The organism is Neobacillus sp. NPDC097160 (assembly GCF_044762155.1).
Taxonomy (GTDB): domain Bacteria; phylum Bacillota; class Bacilli; order Bacillales; family Cytobacillaceae; genus Neobacillus.
In genome coordinates, this window is sequence record NZ_JBIWDU010000001.1 from 351,694 (window position 1) to 373,539 (window position 21,846).

Here is a 21,846-nt window from a genome sequence, read left to right on the forward strand (position 1 = left end):
TTTTATTCAGGATTTTTATTAAAAGTGAATCTAATAAGCCCCATTGGATGCATATCACTCCGGGTTTTTACAAGAAATGAATCCAATAGCCCTTATTGGATGCATTTCACTTGGAAATTTTGCTGAAAATGATTCGAATGCCCCCTTATTGAATCCATTACGCAGCACTTTCCCCCAATTGTGCACATTTTGGATAGTCTTAATCTGGCTGCTGCGCCTGATTGATCCCCCGTTTAATAAGTGCAAACGAATGTATAAAAAGGGGGCTATTTTCATAAGTTTATTTGAACGGTTATTCTCCTGTGGAAGGTAAGCTTGAAAAGGGGGGAGCGGGATGAAATATACGAAATCTATTATCAGCGGACTGATTGTGATTGTTATTTTAGTCGTTGGCTTTTTTTCAACGACAACCGTTGCATCTGGTAATAGGGGCGTTCTTTTGCAATTAGGGGCCGTTAAACCGACCATTTTTACAGAAGGGTTTCATTTTAAGATTCCATTTATCCAAACGGTTCAATTGATTGAGGTCCGGGTGCAAAAAGAAGAAAGTACCCAGACGGCTGCTTCGAGGGATTTGCAAATGGTTACGGCCAAGGTAGCAGTGAACTATTCTGTTGATCCGGAAGCCGTGAACAAGCTCTATCAAGAAATCGGTTTAGATTATCGTTCCCGGATTGTTGATCCAGCGATAGCGGAGTCACTCAAGGCGATAACTGCGCAGTACACCGCGGAAGAGTTAATCTCCAAACGTCCGGAGGTATCAGCGCAAGTGAAGGATATGCTTGGAAAAAAGTTAACAAAATATTTTATGATTCTTGAAGATATCAATATTAAGGAATTTGCTTTTAGCGAGGAATTCAATAAAGCGATTGAATCTAAACAAACCGCCGAACAAAATGCTTTACGCGCCCAAAGAGACCTTGAAAGAATAAAAATTGAAGCAGAGCAGAAAATCGCTCAGGCAGGAGCAGAGGCCGAAGCCTTACGATTGAAAAAACAAGAAGTAACAGCCGAATTAATCCAATTAAAACAAATTGAAGTCCAAGAAAAGGCCTTAGAAAAATGGGATGGCCACCTGCCAACTGTCACAGGCGGAGCAACACCATTTATAGATCTAGATTCACTTAAAAATAACAATGCCAACTAACGGTGCCGGATAACCAGAGATAAGGGGCCTGACTCCCCCGCATTAATGCAGTGGGGGTCAGGCCTCTTTTAGCAAAAGGAGCCGTTGATTTATCGGGCAAAGCCGGTTAGAAGGGTCTATCCGAAAGCGGATGGTATAGAACATCTGTTAGGTATTTCTACAGTAGGAGACCGAATTATTCAAGTTGGTAAATAAAAGTGGCCTATTGCTAATTCGGCCCCTTTATTTGCGAATTTACACGGTTTATTTGCGAATCTGACCCTTTTAATAGCGAATTTACATGGTTTATTTGCGAATCGAGCAAAGGATGTTATTTCCCTTTTGGTTTAATTTTGCGGAAAAATTCAAGCGTGAAGAAATGGTGAACACAAGTGAAGCACAAGGACCGTCCCCGCGCTTCTTTAATTAGGACAGTAAATCTAAGAATACTCAACTGTTATTGAAAGAGATGGAATTTTATAATAATTGGAAGGGCTTCCAATTGAGGGGGTACTTAAAAATTGTTGAGGGGGAGTATTGTGAGGAAAAAAAGAAGTACTATTTTCAACCGTATTGCATCAATGTCTGTTGCTATGTGTTTGCTAAGTTCAATGGCAACTCCAGGGGCCAATGCCGCAGTGAATGGGGACGGAACGGATGTAGTCAATGAAAATTATGTAGACAAGCTCAGTCTAAAGCCGCTGGCTCCAGCGTTCAGGGTTGAAACACTTTTGAAGTGGTCGCCTGAAAATGATCCGGATGCGGAATTGAACCGTGCCAGCATCCCGTTAAACAAAAATCGTTTCAAAGGACACCAGATAAATCCACTGGCTAACCCAGAGGCGGGTATTACCTCTGCCGCAATCACAACATGGAATCATGATGAGGCAAGTTCTGTCGGCGGCAATGATTTTAATGTATACGCTTTCGATAACTGGCAATTACTAGACTCCTATATTTACTGGGCAGGAACCAATGAGGGGATTTTTGCCATCCCTACACCGGATATTGTCGATGCAGCCCACCGTAACGGGGTGCCTGTCTACGCAACACTCGGTTTCCCGTGGGGAAGTTCCAAGGAAGGTGTTGCTGAAATAGCAGCCTTCACTAAGCAGGAAGCTGACGGCAGTTTCCCGGTAGCTGACAAAATGATTGAGGTTGCTGAATATTTTGGTTTTGACGGTTACTTTTTCAATCAGGAAACATCTGGTGTCAGCAAGCAGACAGCTGAACGGATGAATGAAATGATGCGCTATATCAAGCGGAAATCTACCCTTCAAATTAGCTGGTACGATGCCCAAGATAATAGTGGAGCGATCCGCTATCAGAATGCCGTCAACAGCAACAATGACATGTATGTCAAACCGGCATCGGATGGGAAATACGCCGTGGATGAGTTCTTTTTAAACTATAACTGGGGCACCAGCCAAATTAACACAACCGTTGACACGATGAAAAGTCATAACCGTAATCCGTTTGACGCTTATGCAGGTTTTGAGGTCCAGCAGAATTCTTACAACACCCCGATTAATACAAATGCACTTTTGGATGAAAAGAAACAGCCAAAAGTGTCTATTGCCCTTTATACACCAAACTCAACAATGGGGTTAGCAAAAGATCCAGCTGATTTCCATGAACAGGAAAAGTACTTTTGGACAGGCCCGCAAGCGGATCCAACACAGGCAGACGATTCAGCAGCATGGAAAGGGATGGCTCGTTTTGTTACGGATTCATCCGTTATTCAGAAGCTGCCGTTTACTACAAATTTTAATAGCGGACACGGAAAGCAATATTTTGTAAATGGAAAAATAGCTAGTAATCTTGAGTGGAATAATCGGTCTGTCCAGGATGTTATGCCGACATGGCGCTGGTGGACACGTAATGAAGGCAGCAAAATAAAGGTTTCCTACGATTTTGATAAAGCCTATAACGGCGGCAACTCGCTGAAGTTCAGCGGTGCGCTTGATGCCGGTTCTGTAAATGACACAATGCTGTACAGCACTAAACTACCTATTACAGACACGACTAAAGTCCGTCTCGTTTATCAAAACCAATCTGGTGCTGAGGTTTCGCTAGGTGTTGCTTACAGTGAAGATTATTCACAGGATCAAATGAAATATTACACATTACCTTCGTCCGGTGATGGTTGGAAGACGACGGTCGTTGACCTTGGGAAGGATGCTGGGAAAACGGCATATGCTTTAAGTCTAAAAGTCAATAATGCTGAAAAACTAGAAAACTATTCTTTCGATTTAGGTCAGCTATCTCTTTATGATTCAACGGCAGCGGCTATCTCGAAACCGCAAAACGTGGAGATCCAAGAAAAAATCCTGAAAACGGCATTTGAGGCAGAGGCCCGTCTAAGCTGGTCCGAGCAAGAGAATGTCATGAATTATGAGATTTATCAAGTGAATGCTGATGGGGTGGAAACACTCTTAGGAGTTACGCCGAATAACTATTTTTATACTCCAAATATTGCTCGAACTACTAAAAACGCTTCGGCTGATAATATGACAACATTGAAAATTGTACCGGTTAATCAAGACTACAGCCGCGGTGAGGCAGCTAAAGCTGCGTTTGACTGGGGCATGGGTACGGATGCAACGGAACTGGAGCTGAATCCTCCTTCTGCAAATGTCGCGCTGAATGCCAAAGTAACATCTGTCTCCATGGAAAATGATGCAGAGCCAGCCTCTAAAGCATTGGATGGAACAGCGACCGCTAACAGTAAATGGTGCGCGACTAATGCCAAAAGTGGTTACATGACGATTGATCTTGGCGAGTCAAAAACAATCCGTCGCTGGCGCGTGGAACATGCCGAATATGGCGGGGAAGCAAGCAACATGAACACGGTTGATTTCGAACTGCTTTATAAAAATGATAACGGTGAATGGGTCAGCGCCAAAAGGATTACAGGTAATACGAAAGCCGTAACCGATATTGTCTTGGATCAGCCTTTTACAGCAAGAGAATTCAAACTGCAGGTTTATAATAGTGGTACTTCCCCTTGGGGAGCGATTCGTATTTATGAATGGCAGATGTTTGAAAGTGCTGTATTACCGAGAACGGAAAATATCATGATGCATTTTGCAAGCGCTGAAAATAATCTAGGTGCTGAGGATAAAGTGATCATCGAAAAAGCTAAACACGGTCAAACAGTTCGATTATACAAATCCCTGGACTCCAAGGATGTTTTAGCGGAAAAGCAGGTAGAAAAAGATGGAACGATTACCTTTGAACAGTTGGACTTTGGCTCTGAGGGAGGAAGGATCTACTATACAGTGCAGAACGCTGATGAACGGGAAAGCCTGAAGTTTAGTACCGCTTACCTGAACGAAAAGGTAACCGAGGTCATTCATAAAATCAACGCACTGCCAGAACTCGACGATTTAACGCTCGAAGATAAGCATACCGTCAACGATTGCAAAGTGGCCTACAACAAGCTCCATCCAACACTAAGAAAACAGGTCACGAATTATGAGCGTCTAGTACAGGCTATAGATCGTATTCAGGAGTTAAAGAAGAAATAGGGGCGCAAGGTTCCCCGCAGTATCAAGTGTGATAGAGGGCAACGTACCCTCTGTCTTTTTTTAGGTTTGCGAGTAATTCGGGAAAAGTGCCGAGTAAAAAGCTAAAACACGCGAGTAAATGTTTCAATCCGACGAGTAAGCAGAAGATTTTCATAAAAATTCCCCATTCATTGGACAAATTTTATATAAGCTGTAATATCTTTATGACTTGCCCACATTCTATTGATTGTTGTGGCAGGTTTTTTTATTGTTAGTAGGGAGAGTATTTAATCACAAAGAAATGACAGCGTTTTCGTGCGTTATAAATAGATGAAGGAGGGGAAGTCTCATGAAGAAGACGGCCCATATTATATCCCATTCCCATTGGGACCGGGAATGGTATTTACCTTTTGAACAACATCGCTATTACTTTATTAAACTTATGAATAATCTTATTGAACAGTTCAAAAAAGAAGGAAATGCCTTTCAATCGTTCCATCTGGACGGTCAAACGGTTCTTTTAGAGGATTATTTCGCTGTTCACCCTGAAAACCGCGAAATCATCAAACAATTAATTGAAGAGAAAAAGCTATATATCGGCCCCTGGTATGTGCTGCAGGATGCCTTTTTGACAAGCTCTGAGGCAAATGTCCGAAACTTACTGATTGGCATGAATGATACGAAAGCCTATGGACATGTATCAAAAATTGGCTATTTTCCTGATACATTCGGTATTTACGGGCAGGCGCCACAGCTGTTAAAACAAGCGGGTATTGATACCGCCGCTTTTGGACGGGGAGTTAAACCAACCGGTTTTAATAACACAGTATCAGATACGCCAAACTTTGAGTCTCCTTTTTCCGAGATGATCTGGAAATCGCCGGATGGCTCTAGTGTTTTAGGCATTCTATTTGCGAATTGGTATTCAAACGGAAATGAAATTCCGGTGGATGAAGAAGAAGCGAAAGTGTTCTGGGATAAAAAGCTCGAGGATGCAGAAAAATATGCATCGACGAATCAGTTATTGTTTATGAATGGCTGTGATCACCAGCCGCTGCAAAAAACGATTCCTGAGGCGATCGAAACCGCCACAAAGCTCTTTCCTGATTACACCTTTAAACATTCAAGCTTTGATGAATATACAGAGGCATTAAAAGGTTCCCTTCCGGAAAAGCTCCAAGTCATTGAAGGCGAATTGCGCAATCAGCGGACAGACGGCTGGTCGACTCTTGTCAACACCGCATCAAGCCGGATTTACTTAAAGCAATGGAATAACCATTGTCAAACCCTTTTGGAAAAAATCGCTGAGCCGCTTGCGGCCATGAACTATCTCGCAAACGGAACCTACCCGCGGGAATATATCCGTTTTATGTGGAAATCACTGATGAAAAACCATCCGCATGACAGCATTTGCGGCTGCAGTGTCGACGAGGTCCACCGTGAAATGGTGACCCGTTTTGAAACAGTTGCGCAAATGGGAGAAGTTTTTGTAGAGGAAAAGGCTGCCGAGCTTGGCCAGACAATCGATACATCAAAAACACCAGCCGGTGGAATTCCGCTCATTGTCATGAATACAACGGGATGGAACAAACAAGAAGTCGTCACACAAACAGTTGATCTTGATAAGGTTTATTTTTCGCAGATGCACTTTGAAGAAATTCCGGGTTATTTGCAGGAAAAAGAAATGTCCGGATACAAGTTGGTTGATGATGAGGGTAAGGCTGTCGAATTCCAACTAGAAAGCCCGACGATCGAATTTGGCTACGACTTACCGGACGATCAATTCCGTCAGCCGTTTTTTGCCAAGAAGGCAAATCTATCATTCTATACAGAAGATATTCCTTCTTTCGGATACAAAACTTTTTATCTTGTTCCAAATGCTCACCCGGCAGATCAGCCGCAAGCACTGTCTCCTGAAAAAACCATGGAAATGGAAAATGAATATGTGCATGTCCTGTTCCACGAAGATGGCACGTATGATTTAACGGTTAAGGCAACCGCCAAGACCTTCCATCGTCTCGGCATTTACGAAGACACAGGGGATATTGGGAACGAATATATGTTCAAGGAAGCGAAGGGGCATGCTGCCATCACGACAAAAGGTGTACCCGCGGAATTTGCTTTTTTGGAAAAAAATGCACTGCGAACCGTGCTGGAGTTTCAACACACATTGTCCATTCCAGTTTCTGCGGATGGTCGATTAGAAATAGAACGAAATAAACTCATTTGGCATAAGGAACGAGAAGCGGGCAGGTCCAGTGAAATGACCAAGCTAACGCTTCGAACCATTGTTACACTTGAAAAAGGCATGAAGGGGCCGGCCTTTAAATTATTCATCGATAATCAAGCAACAGACCACCGTCTTCGTGTTCTTTTTCCAACAGAACTGCAGACGGATACACATAAGGCTGATAGCATTTTTGAGATTGTTACCCGCCCAAATATACCGGAAAAGGAATGGGAAAATCCGAGCTTTTGCCATCATCAATCGCGCTTTGCCAGCCTTGCGGATGACAAGATGGGATTAACGGTTGCGACGGATGGTCTGCAGGAATACGAAATCGTTCCAGAAGACGGAACGATTGCGGTAACCGTGCTTCGTTCGACCGCGGAGCTTGGGGACTGGGGCTATTTCCCGACTCCTGAAGCACAATGCCAAGGCATGCAAACAGCGGAATGGCAGGTACTTCCGCATGAAAATGATGTTATTTTTTCAAAAGCTTATATAGATGCCTACCAATACAAAGTCCCGCTCATGGTGATTCAGACAAGTGCACATGAAGGCACATTGCCGGGAACACATCAGTTTGTAAACTGGGAACCAACTGGACTTGTCTGGACATCGATGAAAGTGGCGGAAGAGCGCGATGATGTCATCATGCGCTGGTTTAACCCAGCAGGCACGAAGGAAAATCTGAAAGCCGGCATTAACGATGATTATCAATCCTATAAAAGTACGATTCTTGAAGAAAAAATAACAGAATCAACAAATCAATATGAAGTAAAAGATTATGAAATTATCACTTTAGGTTTTCAACCTACGAGACAGGAGAGGGAAAGATGACAACAGTACTTCCAGAATCGCTGCAAAAACTCATCCAGCATGTAAAAGAATTTTTTCCAGATGATGAAAAGCTGCACCGTATGTTTGAACAATGTTTTGTGAATACGTACGAAACAACGATGAAAAAACAAGAAGATGGCAAAACATTCGTGATTACAGGCGATATTCCTGCGATGTGGTTAAGAGACTCAGCAGCACAGGTTCGACCCTATTTACTTGCTGCTGAAGAGGATGAAGAAATCGCTGATTTACTTGAAGGGGTTATTCGCCAGCATTATGCTTTTATTTTGCACGATCCTTATGCCAATGCTTTTAATGAAACGGCAAATGGCAAGGGGCACCAAACAGACCTTACAAAGATGACGCCCCATATATGGGAGCGGAAATACGAAATTGATTCCTTGTGCTATCCTGTTCAGCTGGGTTATTTATTCTGGAAATCAACAGGGCGTACAACACATATAAATGAAACCTTCCAGCACGTGATTAAAACCATTATCCAAGTATGGCGGGCGGAGCAAGATCATGAAACTAATTCTCCCTACTGGTTTGAACGTGCGGATGTCCGCCAGTCCGATACCTTAACACGTGATGGAAAGGGAGGGCGCGTTGTACCAACAGGGATGACATGGAGCGCCTTCCGCCCGAGTGATGATGCTTGCACTTACGGTTATCTTGTACCGGCTAATATGTTTGCTGTTGTCATTTTAGGTTACGCTGCGGAAATGTGTGATGAAGTGCTTCACGATTCTTCCTTAAAAGAGGAATGCTTGAAGCTTCGTGAAGAGATTCAACAGGGGATCGAACAATACGCGAAACATGACCACCCGATTCACGGCGAAATGTATGTGTATGAAACTGATGGGGAAGGGCGGGTCAATTTAATGGACGATGCCAATGTTCCGAGCCTGCTGGCCGTACCCTATTTAGGATACCTTTCATTTGATGACACGAAGTATGTAAACACACGCTCATTCCTTTTAAGCCGGGACAATCCTTATTATTATGAAGGAAAATATGCAAATGGGATTGGCAGTCCGCATACGCCTGATCATTATATTTGGCATATTGCTCTGGCCATACAAGGGATGACAACAACAAATGAAGCGGAGCAGCAGGAAATTTTAGCTTATTTTAAAAGTACGGATGGCGGTACAGATTTTATGCATGAAGGCTTTAACGCCGATTGCCCTGAAGAATTTACAAGGGATTGGTTTGCGTGGGCAAACACGATGTTTAGTGAATTTGTGTTAAGTCTTACAGGGAAAGCTGTTAAAGGCAGTCCGCTATATCAGCAATTATCGAAAAATAAAGCATAGACAATCATGTCATTTTGAAAGGGTGATAGCGTCATGAAAAAAGATCACTGGATGATCTCAAGCTGTGAATTGGTATGGAGGGTGGTTCTGGCAAATCTGTGCTGGCTTGCCTTTACCGCCCTAGGGTTAGGGATTCTGGGCTTTTTCCCGGCGTCTATTGCCCTTTTTACGATTGTCCGGAGATGGCTTAAGAAAGATACGGATACACCAGTATGGAAGACTTTTAAGCATGTTTATTTTAAAGAGTGGAAGAGAAGTAATGGAATTGGCCTTGTTTTTTACAGCATTGGCCTTTTCCTCTTTGTCGATATCCGTATTGTAGAGGGAATGATGACAGGGGCATTCGCCAGCTTTCTTTCAGTCATCCTATACTTTCTAGTGTTTCTTCTTCTATTATCGGTTGGGTATTTCTTTTCCATTTATGTCCATTACGAGTTGTCAAATAAAGAATATCTAAAACAGTCCTTTTTATTTACCATGACAAGTTTACCATCCACCATATGGATTGGTGCAGGACTCTTTGTCATTGGCTTTCTAATAAATAAGCTGCCAGGCTTACTACTTTTTATTTCTGCCGTTGCTCCTGCCTATTGGATGATGATGGTCAGTCTAAACCGGTTTAACCGTTTAGAAAATAGAGCGGCATCTTTATAAATGAACCTTTTTACAAAAAGGGAGGAGAATGAACATGATACTCAACTTAAAAGGAGATCTTTCAGCGGTTGCAGACGGACTTGAGGCATTGCGAGAAAATTTATCGATTCAATTTTCCGAAGAAGGTTATCCGATACATGTAAAAAAGCAAAATGGCCCATTGCGGGTCGTCAATCATCATGGCCAAGGTGAAATTATTTTTGAAAAAACGGTTCACTTTTTTCGCGCATTAGGGTTATGGCTGGAACATTTTAGTAAAGGGAACGAATTTGATTTAACAGAAGATCCGCAGTTTGAGATGAGCGGCGTGATGCTTGATGCGTCTAGAAATGCTGTCCCAACAGTTGCTGAAGTGGAAAAACTGCTGCAGAAAATGGCCATGATGGGATTAGACACATTGATGCTTTATACAGAGGATACGTACGAGGTTAAGGAGCATCCATATTTCGGCTATATGCGCGGACGCTATACATTTGAAGAGTTACAAGCATGTGATGAATATGCCGGGAATCTCGGGATTGAGATGATCCCTTGTATTCAATCATTGGGCCACTTACGGGAAGCGCTTAAATGGAATTATGCTGCCGCCTTCAAAGACACGGATGATATTTTATTAGTCAACAAACCTGAAACCTACGAGTTTTTGGAAAATTGTATAAAGGCAGCTTCAGCACCATTTAAGACTAAACGGATTCATATCGGAATGGACGAGACGTTCCAGCTTGGGTTAGGAAAATATTTAGAAGAAAATGGCTATGAGAACCATATTGATCTGATGAATCGACATCTGCAAAAGGTTGTTTCAATCACGGAAATGTTAGGGCTTAAACCAATGATTTGGAGCGATATGTATTTTCCGTTATTCGCAGAAAACAGTAAATATAAGGATGAAAATGGCAAGATTCGCGAGGACATAATTGCGGGTATTCCTGATGTCGAGCTTGTTTACTGGAATTATTATCGAAAAGAACAGGAAGTCTATGAAAAAGATTTTCATAACCATAAACTGCTGGGCCGGACGCCGATCTTTGCCGGCGGGGCATGGACATGGAATGGAATCGTTCCGAACTATGGAAAGGCGATTGCGACGACAGAAGCCGCGCTTGCTGCCTGTAAAAAAGAAGGGATTAAAGAAGTATTTGTCACGCTGTGGGGTGATAATGGGGCAGAAACACCGTTCTCAACTTCTTACCCAATCTTGCAATTATTTGCAGAATATACGTATCAAAAGGACGTAACCATTGAAAAGGCGGCGGAGCGATTTGCATTTTGCTGTGAGGGACACTTTGATGATTTCATAAATTTGAAGCTATTGGATGAAACACCTGGAGTCATGAAGGATAACATGAATACATCAATGACGTCTAAAGTGTTACTCTATCAAGATATTTTAATAGGCTTATATGATGAAAATATTCGCGGTCTGGCTTTAGGAGAGCATTATGAAAAATTAGTCCCTGTCATTGAGCGGGCGAAGCACCATAACCCAAAATGGGAAGCACTGTTTGACTTTTATGAACAGTTGGCACGAGTTCTAAGCGTGAAGGCGGAAATGGGTATCCGCGTAAAGGAAGTTTATGATCAAAAAGACTATGAGCAAATGAAATCAATCATGGCCGAATTGGATGAAATCCAAGCCAATGTTGACCTCTTACGGAGAAAGCACCGTAAAGTTTGGTTTGCTGCATACAAACCATTTGGCTGGGAAGTCATTGATATTCGTTATGGCGGGGTGATCACCCGGATGGATTCAGTAAAATATCGAATTAACCAGTGGCTTGAGGGTGTGATCCCTACGATTGAGGAGTTAGAAGAAAAACGCTTGCGCCATGATGGTCCATGGGAAATTGTCGATGGATTAGTGGGCGGCAACGTCTACCATCGAATTGTAACGGCAGGGAACTTCTCACTTTAAGGGATCTACAGCGCGCAAAGAAGCATTAAAAAATTATTAATTAGTCCAAATGGGGTGAAATAGTTGTTTTTAACGGAAAGAAAATTTGAAGAGCGGATCCAGGAATTAGATGGTTATCGTTACCGTGATTGTGTCGCAATTGACCAATTTTATACAAATGAAGATGACGGCACAATTGGTGCCCATCCTCCGGTTGACTATGATAAAAAGGCCGTAATGAAAATCGGCGACTATTGGAAGGGCCGCGATCGCTATATTTGGCTTCAGGCAGATGTCGATTGCCATTTACCATACACCAATCATCAAATCGCAGGTCTGTTCTCATTTGGAAAAACCGGCGGGGGCAATAATTCCGGGTTTGAATCTTTACTGTTTGTGAATGGCAAACCATATCAAGGTGTCGATTCGAATCATGAAGAAGTCCTTTTTGATGAACAAACCGCGAAAGGACCGCTGCGTTTAGATTTCCGTCTCTGGTCCGGGCTTGAGGGCGGAGGCGTCCCAATTGAAAATGAATTTAAACTGAAGATGGCAAAAATCGGCTGGCTGGACCGCCGTGTCGATAACCTTTATTACACTCTTCTGGCTGCTTACGAAGTATTAATCGAAATCAATGAGGAAGACTCGGCCAGTACGATTTTGAAAAAGGTACTTTCTGACGCATTACAGCTTATTGATTGGACCGAGCCAGGAAGTAATGAATTCTATGAATCCTGTTATGAAGCGGAAGCCAGCTTGACCGCGGCGATTCAATCGATCAAACAAACATCCGATATTACGATCCATACAGTCGGTCATACCCATATTGATGTTGCCTGGCTTTGGCGCTTGAAAAATACGCGAGAGAAAGCGGCTCGTTCGTTTTCCACTGTGCTCCATTTAATGAAGCAGTTCCCTGAATACCTGTTTTTGCAAACGCAGCCGCAGCTCTATGATTATATCAAAACCGATTATCCGGACATTTACGCCCAAATGAAGGAACGAATTGCGGAAGGCAAGTGGGAAGCGGGAGGCGCGATGTGGCTCGAGGCTGACTGTAATATTCCAAGTGGTGAGTCCCTTGTACGGCAAATCCTCCATGGAAAAGCATTTTTTAAAGAAGAATTTGGCGTCGATTGTCAGTATTTATGGCTGCCGGATGTGTTCGGTTACAGTTGGGCACTGCCGCAGATTTTGAAAAAATCAGGCATCAACACGATGATGACAACGAAGATTAGTTGGAATCAATATAACCGGATGCCGCATGATACCTTTTACTGGAAGGGAATCGATGGAAGCGAGATCCTCACGCATTTTATTACCACACCTGAACCTTGGAATTCTGCGGATTCTTGGTTCTATACGTACAATGGCTTTATTACCGCGAAAACGGTTAAGGGCGCTTGGAAGGGCTATCGGGATAAGGAATTATCGAAGGACCTGCTTCTTTCCTATGGTTATGGTGACGGCGGCGGCGGTGTCAATCGCCATATGCTCGAAATGCGCAGAAGATTTGACCAATTGCCAGGTATGCCGAATGTGAAGACAGCAACAGCCGGCGAATTTTTCGGAAAACTTCATCAAAATGTGGCGGAATCGAATGGCTATATCCATAAATGGGATGGCGAACTGTACCTGGAATACCACCGCGGTACCTATACAAGCCAGGCCTTTATGAAAAAGATGAATCGAAAATTGGAGCTTTTATATAGAAGAGCCGAATTCTTATCTTCCTGGATTTCTGAAAATGGTGATTGGATTGGCAATGACGAGCTCAAAAGTGGCTGGAAAATTATCTTACGCAATCAATTTCATGATATTATTCCGGGTTCATCGATTCATGAAGTGTATGAGGATGCGCGGGAAGAGTATCAGGAGGCGCTTGAGTTAGTAAATGGGATTGAATCCGAAATAATCAAGGGTGGAATTGAACAGGCTGACCGTTCTGTGGTTCTGTTCAATGCGACACAGCATTCAGGCAAGAAAAATGTGGTTGTACCGCAATTTGCTGATTTTGCGGCTGGTGTTTGGAAAAATAGAAGCGGCGAAGCGTTGATCCATCAAAAACGCAAGTATGGCTGGCTCGTTGAAGTGGATTTACTGCCATCGTTCGGTGCGGTAACGTTAACTTTTGAGCCAGTAGAAGCTGAGAAAAGAACTTCAAATTTTAGCTATAGTAATCATAAATTAGAAACACCATTCTACATGGTGGAGTGGAATGAGTTTGGTCAAATGACCAAGATCTTTGATAAAGAAGCAAGCCGTGATGTTCTTGTCGCGGGCCAAAAAGGGAATATCCTGCAAATTTTTGAAGATAAGCCGCTTGCGCATGATGCCTGGGATATTGATATTTATTATCAAGAAAAAATGGAAGAAATCCGTGATTTAGTCAGCTTTGAGGTAGTGGAAAATGGGGAGCTAACGTTTACGATTCAGGCGAAGTGGATGTACCATCATTCTGAGATTTCTCAGCGGATTGTATTCTATCAAAATGACCGCCGGATTGATTTTGAAACGAATGTCGAATGGCATGAAAAGAGAAAGTTACTGAAAGCGTCCTTCCCTGTCGATGTGCGGACAACAGAGGCAACTTATGATATTCAATATGGCAATGTCAAGCGCCCGACACATTGGAATACAAGCTGGGATATGGCGAAATTTGAAACTGTCGGACATCAATGGGCCGATTTATCTGAGCCGGATTACGGGGTTAGTCTGCTGAACGATTCGAAATATGGCTATGACATTAAGGAAAACACGATGCGCCTTACTTTATTAAAAGCGGCGACACATCCAGACCCGGAAGCGGATCAAGGATCCCACAGCTTTGTGTATTCTCTTTACCCGCATATCGGCGATTGGCGCCAAGCGAAGACCGTGGAAAAGGCATGGGATTTAAATGACCCTATTCTCGCTGTAGAAGGAAAATGGACGAAGCAAGCGTCATTTATCGAGGCTGATTGTGACCATATTTGGATTGATGCCGTGAAGCCTGCATACGATGGCAACGGGATTATTGTCCGTTTACACGAGTATGAGGGTCGCAGAGGGAAGGTCTCATTGAACGTTCAAAAAAACATCCAATCATGGGTGGAGACCAATTTAATGGAAGAATCGATTGCCGAAGAATCTGGAGCGCCAATTGAGTTTGATATTAAACCATATGAAATAAAGACAATTAGAATTTTATAGTAGGAAAAAATGGCCGGCTGGATGATTTCAGCCGGTCTAGATTTTGCCATTTTATTCGACCTTTAGTAAAAACTAAGATTTTTGCACTTAATCCCAAATTAGTCAACTATAAATAGGCGGGCCGGAGCTTTAAAATAAAGGTATGGAAGTGCTTACATTTATAGAAAGGAGGAAAAATATGAAAGGAATGTTGAGTGATCTTTATAAAAATCGAATATGGCTGCTGATGGTTTTACCCGGTACCATTTGGTTATTATTATTCTCTTACTTGCCGATGTTCGGACAAGTCTTAGCCTTTAAAAAATTCAGGATCGACCCGGATGGATTTTTTGCCAGTGTCATCAATAGTGAATGGGTAGGCTGGGATAATTTTAAATACTTATTTACCTCTGACGATGCCTTTATTATTACAAGAAATACTATTCTATACAATCTTGTCTTTATTATTTTAGGTCTTGTGGCAGCGGTTGCAACGGCCATTTTACTTAGTGAGTTAGTCAATAAGAAGCTATCAAAGTTTTATCAGACTGGAATGCTGTTCCCGCATTTTATTTCTTGGGTCATCGGCAGCTACTTTGTCTTTACTTTCTTAAGTGCAGACCGCGGTCTTTTAAATAATGTCCTTGGCTGGTTTCACATCGATCCCATTTCATGGTATAGCGAGCCTAAATATTGGCCGTTCATCCTTGTATTTATGAGCCTCTGGAAAGGGATTGGATATGGCAGTATCGTGTATTTAGCAGCGATTGTCGGTATTGATAAAACGTATTATGAGGCGGCAATGATTGATGGTGCGACAAAGTGGCAGCAGATCAAACATGTCACATTGCCAATGATTAAGCCATTGATGATTATCTTAACGATTATGAATATAGGCAGGATTTTTAACTCGGACTTCGGATTGTTTTATCAAGTCCCAAGGGATGCAGGGGCCTTATATCCGGTCACTAATGTTATTGATACGTTCGTTTACCGTGGTCTTATGACCTTGGGGGATATTGGTATGAGCACTGCGGCAGGTCTTTACCAGTCGGCTGTTGGTTTCGTGCTCGTGATCATCACGAACTATATTGTGAGAAAAATTGATGAGGAAAGTGCATTATTTTAATGCGGTCTTCTTCACGAAGGGAGGAAAGGTCGCCCGGCGGCTAAGACAATGCCAAATGAACTTAATAATACGCAAACATCTATCATGCTATCCCAACCTGTAGAAGAAGTGAAGGGAGGGATGGCTAAGATAAAACGGAAGAAGACCAGAAATCATCATCATCTTCACCCAGTCACCAATTCGATTATTAGTGTGCTATTAGGTATTTTTACCTTGATGTGTATCTTTCCTTTTATCTATGTCATTATTATTTCCTTTACAAGTGAGGAAAGCATTGTAAGGAATGGCTTTCAGTTAATTCCTGCGGATTGGAGTACCGATGCTTACCATTACTTATGGAATATGAAGGAGCAATTATTCCGTTCTTACGGTGTAACGATTATCATTACAATTGTTGGAACGATTATTAGTGTGTTAATGATTTCCTTTTATTCTTATGCGATTTCAAGACCGCAATTTAGGTATCGGAAATTCTTCACCTTCCTAGCGTTTTTTACAATGCTTTTCAGCGGTGGATTAGTTCCAACTTACATTATTGTTACTCAATTTTTACATCTGAAAAATTCCATTTGGGCATTAATTCTGCCGCTTGCCATGAATGCATTTTATATTATCATCATGCGAACATTCTTTTTAAAATCTGTTCCGGAATCCATCCTGGAATCAGCAAGAATTGATGGGGCAAGCGAATGGCGCTCCTTTTTCCAAATCGTCTTCCCGCTTTCATTACCGGGGATTGCCACGATTGCCTTGTTTAGCACACTTGGTTACTGGAATGACTGGTTTACCGCCTTGCTGTACATCGATCAACCGAACTTAGTGCCGCTCCAGGCATTACTGATGAAAATCGAGGCAAATATGGAATTTATGCGGCAAAATGCCGAAATTGGTTTAATGCAGTCCACTTTATTTAATACCATACCGCAAGATTCTGCTAAAATGGCCATGGTCGTTATCGCCACATTACCAATAGCAGTCTCCTATCCGTTTTTTCAAAAATACTTTATTAGTGGACTGACAATCGGCGGCGTTAAAGAATAATTAAATAGAAAGAGGAGAGTTGAAATGAAGAAGAGATTAGTATTGTTCCTTGCATTAATTTTATCCATTGGAACTGTTCTTTCAGCCTGCAGCAGTAAAGACACGACGGCTGAAAGCAAAGGCGGCAAAAACGGTCAACCATATGAAATCAAATGGTATACCATTGGAACTCCGCAAAAAGACACTGACAAAGTGTTTACGGAAGTAAATAAATATTTGAAGGACAAAATCAATGCCACAGTGAAAATGACGCAAATCGACTGGGGCGATTGGGATCAAAAAATGCAAGTTATGATTAATTCAGGAGAACCTTTTGATATTGCTTTTACGAACGGAACGAAATATGTCCAAAATGCACAAAAAGGTGCTTTCACGCCACTGGATGAGTTGTTAAATAAAGAAGGAAAAGAGCTAAAACAGGTAATTGACCCGTCCCTTTTAGAAGGAGTTAAAGTTAACGGAAAAATATATGGGGTGCCAACTAATAAAGAAGCAGCAAGACAAACGGTTTATACGTTTAATAAACGCCTTGTCGATAAATATCACTTCGATATTACGAAAGTAAAAACCTTAGAAGACCTTGAACCAATGCTTAAAGTTATCAAAGAAAATGAACCAAGTATTACTCCAATGGCAACGGTTAAAGCTTATCTGCCATATGACTATATTTTTAATAATGAAATGCCATTTGCCTTCCCGATTGAAGGGGACAGAGATCATGTTACGAATTTCTTTGAAAGCGATTTAACTATGGCAACATATAAAACGATGCACAGCTATTTTAAAGCAGGCTATCTGAAGGAAGATGCTGCAACAAGCAAAGACAGCTGGCCAATGGATGTAGAGAACTGGTTTGTCCGCATGGGTGATTCCCAGCCATATGCTGATTTACTGTGGTCCCGTTCCGCTAAATATGAGGTTGTTTCTGTACCGGCTGAAGAGCCAACCACTTTTAATGATTCTGTTTCAGGTTCCATTCAGGCAATCTCAGCTACATCAAAGAATCCTAAAAAAGCCATGGAATTCTTAAACCTGCTTAACACAGACCCATACCTTCGCAACCTTGTTGACAAAGGAATAGAAGGGGTTCATTACGAAAAGAATGCTGAGGGAATGATCAAAGATCTTCCTGCACGTATTGATAAATATAACATTCCAACTTATTCTATTGGAAATTTCTATACCTTGTATTTATATGAAAATGATCCAAAGGATAAATGGGATAAATTCAAGGCGTTTAACGATGCAGCAAAACCGGCACCAACTCTTGGTTTCCACTTTAACAGTGACCCTGTGAGATCGGAAATCGCATCCATTACAAATATTTCCAAGGAATTCTATCCGGCTTTGGCAACAGGTTCAGTTGACCCAGAAGAATACCTGCCAAAATACAATAAAAAGTTGAAAGATGCTGGAATTGATAAGGTTCTAAAAGAAATTCAAAAGCAATTTGATGAATGGAAGGCAAAGCAAAATAAATAAAGAAATAGAATCAAGCTGGGGTGAAAAAATTCCAGCTTGATTTTATTTCACAATGTATCAATTCCATCATGTTAAAATTAATTAAACACTATGAATAATTGAGGAAATGAAAATGGAATTGAAAAGAAAAAGGCATTTTAATCAAAAAATATTTAATCGACTCTTTTTAACCTCTTCGATCACCATCATTGTGACGGTTATTGTCTTAATTGTGACGATTACAAACTATTATTCAGATATCATTATTCAAAAGGAAGTCAATATCAATACGAGAACGATGGAAAGGGTAGAGGATTATTTTTCCGGTAAAGACTCTGATATTAATAGAGCGATTCGAGATCTTTATGTAAAAGGGGATATGATTGATGATATTTCCTTCGCCCTCCACAATGGCTATGAGAAATATTTAGAATACCGCCTGGATAAATTCTCGGAAGACCAATCGTTCACTCCGAGAAATATCGATACCTATTTTAATGGCTTTTTTAGTCAGGATAGTGATATTAATGCGATTAGTTTACGTTCGTCGGAAAAACCCTCGATTGAATATTTGTTAATTAATAATAACATTCGATGGAATAAAAGCATTGTTGACCGTCCGACAAATCCGGACTCGTATCTAAATGAAGGGTTTCCAAGAATTAGTGAAGGAAGCCTGCCGAGGGGCCGGAAATTAAGAGATACCATTACAAAGATGGTGGAATTAAACAACCCGGTTACTCTCAAAAAAATAGGTGAGATTTCTATTTTTTACTCGTCAGACCGTTTAGACAAAATGTTAAAAAAGCATGAAGGGGCACCATCTTCATTCTTTTTACTTGATCCTGACGGCAAAATTATATATTCCGTGAATAAAGGTGTTCCTGATGAAATTTTAAATATGGTAAAACAGGAAACAAATGAGACAAAAATAAAGTGGGAAAATGAAAAGTATTATATTAATTCGCTTGCAAGCAAGGGAGAGTATACGTATGTAAGTGTTATTCCTGATAAAGGCTGGCAGAAGTTATCGATTGTAAGGGGAACGATGTGGATTGTCATTATCCTTCTCCTCTCCATTGCCATTTTGATTTCTTATTCCTTTATGCGAAATTACTCGCGGAGAATTAATAATATTGTATCCACTATTCGTCAAGTTGAAAAGGGGAACCTGGATGCGCGGATTCCTGAATCAAAACATGAGGATGAATTATCAAGGATTGCTGTCAATATTAATTCGATGTTGAATGAGTTGAATCATAATATTGAACAATTTTACGTGCTGACGATGAAGCAGCAACAGGCAGAATTAAAAGCACTTCAAGCACAAATTGACCCGCATTTTTTATTCAATACTCTGGAGGCAATACGAATGGTAGCTGTCGTAGAGGGTTCAAAGACCTCTAGTAAAATGATTTTCCATTTAGCGAAGCTTTTCCGGTACTCGTTAGAATCGAAAGACATGGTGCCTTTATATGTGGAAATTGAAAATGTGAAACAATATATCAAATTGCTCCAGCTTAAATTTCCGGATAAGCTGCAGGTACATTTAGATATTCCCAGTGATGTAGAACAAACAATCGTTCAAAAATTTATCCTGCAGCCAATCATAGAGAATTATTTTATCCATGGATTTAAGAAGGACCAGCCCGATAATGAGTTATTCATACGTGCCGCTGCACTCGGCGATAAAATCGAAATACGGGTAGAGGACAATGGTAAGGGAATGACGGAAGAGGAGTTAACCAACATCGTACATCATATCAATCGTGAGGATGGGGAAGAAATGAAATCAATCGGTCTAAGAAATATCCATCAACGCTTAAAATTGAAATATGGAAACCAATTTGGCATTTCGCTTCAAAGTGTTCATGACCAAGGGATGATAGTTACACTAACGATTCCAGTGCGGGGAGCTAAACATGTATAAGATCCTTCTTGTTGACGATGAACCGCTCATTACTAAAGGACTTCAGGCGTTCTTAGATTGGGAGGATTACGGGTTTGAAATTGCCTGTACGGCTGAAAGCGGGGAAGAAGCCCTCGCCTATCTAAAAGAGAATCCAATCGATATTCTGATTACTGATATATTAATGGGGAAAATGTCGGGCCTTGAGTTAATTGAAGAAACGAAGAAAATACAGCCACAGATCAAATGTATTGTCTTAACAGGTTATCAGGAGTTTGGGTTTATTAAACAAGGGCTATTATTAGGAATCGAAAACTATTTAGTGAAACCTGTTGATGAAGAAGAATTATTGACGACCGTCCAAAATGTAGGCCAGAAATTGAATGCTGTGACAGGCGCCGACACTGCACAGGAAACGACAACATTACAGGATAATACGTTATGGCGCTTTATAAATGGAGAGATAGAGAAAAGTGATTGTCTTGAAAGATTGGCATTATATAATATTCAATTTACTCAACCCTATTATAATGTCTCCATTTTAAATTTTGAACATTATCATATGGCTGAGATTTCAAAGGAAATTCGAAACTTGATTGAAGAACACTTTTCAGCCACATGTCTTTATAGCCTAAATCAGGAAATTATTATTATTTTTGGCGGGACAAGTGAAGATGAATTATTTGCTTCGAACCAAAGCCTTGTTCATCAGCTGCAAAAGGGACAAATAGGGGCGGGTGTTTTCTATTTATCTATGGGAAAAACGATTAAAACGATAGATGAACTGGATGAAAGTTTTAGCTGTGCAAGAGAATCCAGTTTGCTCCAGCTTTACTCAGATCCCAATGTGCTGATTTCAGAGAGGCTTTCGATTGATAAACACGATGAAGTAAAAAAACAGCAGGAATTTAAAGAGAATATCGTGAAACAACTCGTTCAAGCGGATGAAGAAACGCTGCAGACGATTGATTTATTTTTTGAAGATTTTACGAGGAATACAAAATACATCTCACCGCAGGTGGCTAAAAAGTATACGTTTGACTTAATTTCCTATATCCATTATTCATTACAGCCGGACGATCTATCACATTATACAGCCGCCGTTGAAAGAATGGTGTACAGCACTGATACCAATCAGTTGAGGACCGTTTTGAAGGAATATTGCAATGGACTCATTTTTTCAATCCATAATCAAGTGAATATGCGCAGTCCGATTGTGCAAAATGTGCTTCAGTTTATACATGCCCACTATGATCAAGGGATCTCATTAAAAACACTTGGCCAACAGTTCCATGTAAACGCTATCTATCTTGGGCAATTATTTCAAAAAGAAGTCGGGGTTGTCTTCTCCGAATACCTGAATCGCTACCGCTTGGAAAAAGCAAAGGAATTACTAAAAACCTCCCATTACCGTGCAGGTGAAATTGGGAAAAAAGTCGGTTATTCAGATACCGCTTACTTTTATAAGCAATTCAAGAAAACGGTCGGTGCGACCCCGAGCGAGTGGCGGAAAATTTGAACTCAAATGATGAAATAAAAAACTATCAAGGAGGGTGATACTCAATGGAC

At 41.3% G+C, this 21,846-nt stretch carries 12 protein-coding genes; all 12 read left to right on the forward strand.

Annotated elements, in window-relative coordinates:
• Positions 1–334: 334 nt before the first annotated feature.
• Positions 335–1,147 carry a prohibitin family protein gene (locus ACIQXV_RS01510; RefSeq protein ID WP_402954971.1) on the forward strand — a complete coding sequence of 271 codons (813 nt, stop codon included), beginning with the start codon at positions 335–337 and terminating at the stop codon, positions 1,145–1,147.
• A 518-nt stretch (positions 1,148–1,665) separates the two neighbouring features.
• Positions 1,666–4,656 (forward strand): endo-beta-N-acetylglucosaminidase, encoded by a 2,991-nt coding sequence (locus ACIQXV_RS01515; RefSeq protein WP_402954974.1) that lies wholly within the window; start codon positions 1,666–1,668, stop codon positions 4,654–4,656.
• Between the two features lie 328 nt (positions 4,657–4,984).
• Complete coding sequence (locus tag ACIQXV_RS01520; RefSeq protein WP_402954977.1) at positions 4,985–7,699, forward strand: alpha-mannosidase; 2,715 nt, start codon at positions 4,985–4,987, stop codon at positions 7,697–7,699.
• Positions 7,696–9,018 carry a glycoside hydrolase family 125 protein gene (locus ACIQXV_RS01525; RefSeq protein WP_402954980.1) on the forward strand — a complete coding sequence of 441 codons (1,323 nt, stop codon included), beginning with the start codon at positions 7,696–7,698 and terminating at the stop codon, positions 9,016–9,018. The genes ACIQXV_RS01520 and ACIQXV_RS01525 overlap by 4 nt, the downstream gene beginning before the upstream one ends.
• A 33-nt stretch (positions 9,019–9,051) precedes the next feature.
• The gene (locus tag ACIQXV_RS01530; RefSeq protein WP_402954983.1) at positions 9,052–9,672 is read left to right on the forward strand and encodes a YesL family protein; all 621 of its coding nucleotides are present in this window, start codon (positions 9,052–9,054) and stop codon (positions 9,670–9,672) included.
• Positions 9,673–9,706: 34 nt separating this feature from the next.
• Complete coding sequence (locus tag ACIQXV_RS01535; RefSeq protein ID WP_402954986.1) at positions 9,707–11,587, forward strand: beta-N-acetylhexosaminidase; 1,881 nt, start codon at positions 9,707–9,709, stop codon at positions 11,585–11,587.
• A gap of 63 nt (positions 11,588–11,650) precedes the next feature.
• Positions 11,651–14,758: an alpha-mannosidase gene (locus ACIQXV_RS01540; RefSeq protein ID WP_402954989.1), complete on the forward strand. Its 3,108-nt coding sequence runs from the start codon at positions 11,651–11,653 to the stop codon at positions 14,756–14,758.
• A 178-nt stretch (positions 14,759–14,936) separates the two neighbouring features.
• On the forward strand, positions 14,937–15,866 hold the full coding sequence (locus ACIQXV_RS01545) for an ABC transporter permease (RefSeq protein ID WP_402954992.1): 930 nt from the start codon (positions 14,937–14,939) through the stop codon (positions 15,864–15,866).
• Between the two features lie 120 nt (positions 15,867–15,986).
• Positions 15,987–16,907, forward strand: coding sequence for a carbohydrate ABC transporter permease (locus tag ACIQXV_RS01550; RefSeq protein ID WP_402955250.1), 921 nt, complete (start codon positions 15,987–15,989; stop codon positions 16,905–16,907).
• Positions 16,908–16,931: 24 nt separating this feature from the next.
• Complete coding sequence (locus ACIQXV_RS01555) at positions 16,932–18,389, forward strand: ABC transporter substrate-binding protein (protein ID WP_402954995.1); 1,458 nt, start codon at positions 16,932–16,934, stop codon at positions 18,387–18,389.
• A 112-nt stretch (positions 18,390–18,501) separates the two neighbouring features.
• Positions 18,502–20,298 (forward strand): sensor histidine kinase, encoded by a 1,797-nt coding sequence (locus ACIQXV_RS01560; RefSeq protein WP_402954998.1) that lies wholly within the window; start codon positions 18,502–18,504, stop codon positions 20,296–20,298.
• On the forward strand, positions 20,291–21,796 hold the full coding sequence (locus tag ACIQXV_RS01565; protein ID WP_402955001.1) for a response regulator transcription factor: 1,506 nt from the start codon (positions 20,291–20,293) through the stop codon (positions 21,794–21,796). Before ACIQXV_RS01560 ends, ACIQXV_RS01565 begins: the two co-directional genes overlap by 8 nt.
• Positions 21,797–21,846 lie beyond the last annotated feature (50 nt).

Bases quoted from the DNA above. Each gene is read 5' to 3' on its own strand.
- ACIQXV_RS01550 (WP_402955250.1), top strand. From the start codon at position 15,987: ATGGCTAAGATAAAACGGAAGAAGACCAGAAATCATCATCATCTTCAC.
- ACIQXV_RS01560 (WP_402954998.1), top strand. From the start codon at position 18,502: ATGGAATTGAAAAGAAAAAGGCATTTTAATCAAAAAATATTTAATCGA.
- ACIQXV_RS01565 (WP_402955001.1), top strand. From the start codon at position 20,291: ATGTATAAGATCCTTCTTGTTGACGATGAACCGCTCATTACTAAAGGA.
- ACIQXV_RS01530 (WP_402954983.1), top strand. From the start codon at position 9,052: ATGAAAAAAGATCACTGGATGATCTCAAGCTGTGAATTGGTATGGAGG.
- ACIQXV_RS01535 (WP_402954986.1), top strand. From the start codon at position 9,707: ATGATACTCAACTTAAAAGGAGATCTTTCAGCGGTTGCAGACGGACTT.
- ACIQXV_RS01520 (WP_402954977.1), top strand. From the start codon at position 4,985: ATGAAGAAGACGGCCCATATTATATCCCATTCCCATTGGGACCGGGAA.
- ACIQXV_RS01525 (WP_402954980.1), top strand. From the start codon at position 7,696: ATGACAACAGTACTTCCAGAATCGCTGCAAAAACTCATCCAGCATGTA.
- ACIQXV_RS01555 (WP_402954995.1), top strand. From the start codon at position 16,932: ATGAAGAAGAGATTAGTATTGTTCCTTGCATTAATTTTATCCATTGGA.
- ACIQXV_RS01545 (WP_402954992.1), top strand. From the start codon at position 14,937: ATGAAAGGAATGTTGAGTGATCTTTATAAAAATCGAATATGGCTGCTG.
- ACIQXV_RS01510 (WP_402954971.1), top strand. From the start codon at position 335: ATGAAATATACGAAATCTATTATCAGCGGACTGATTGTGATTGTTATT.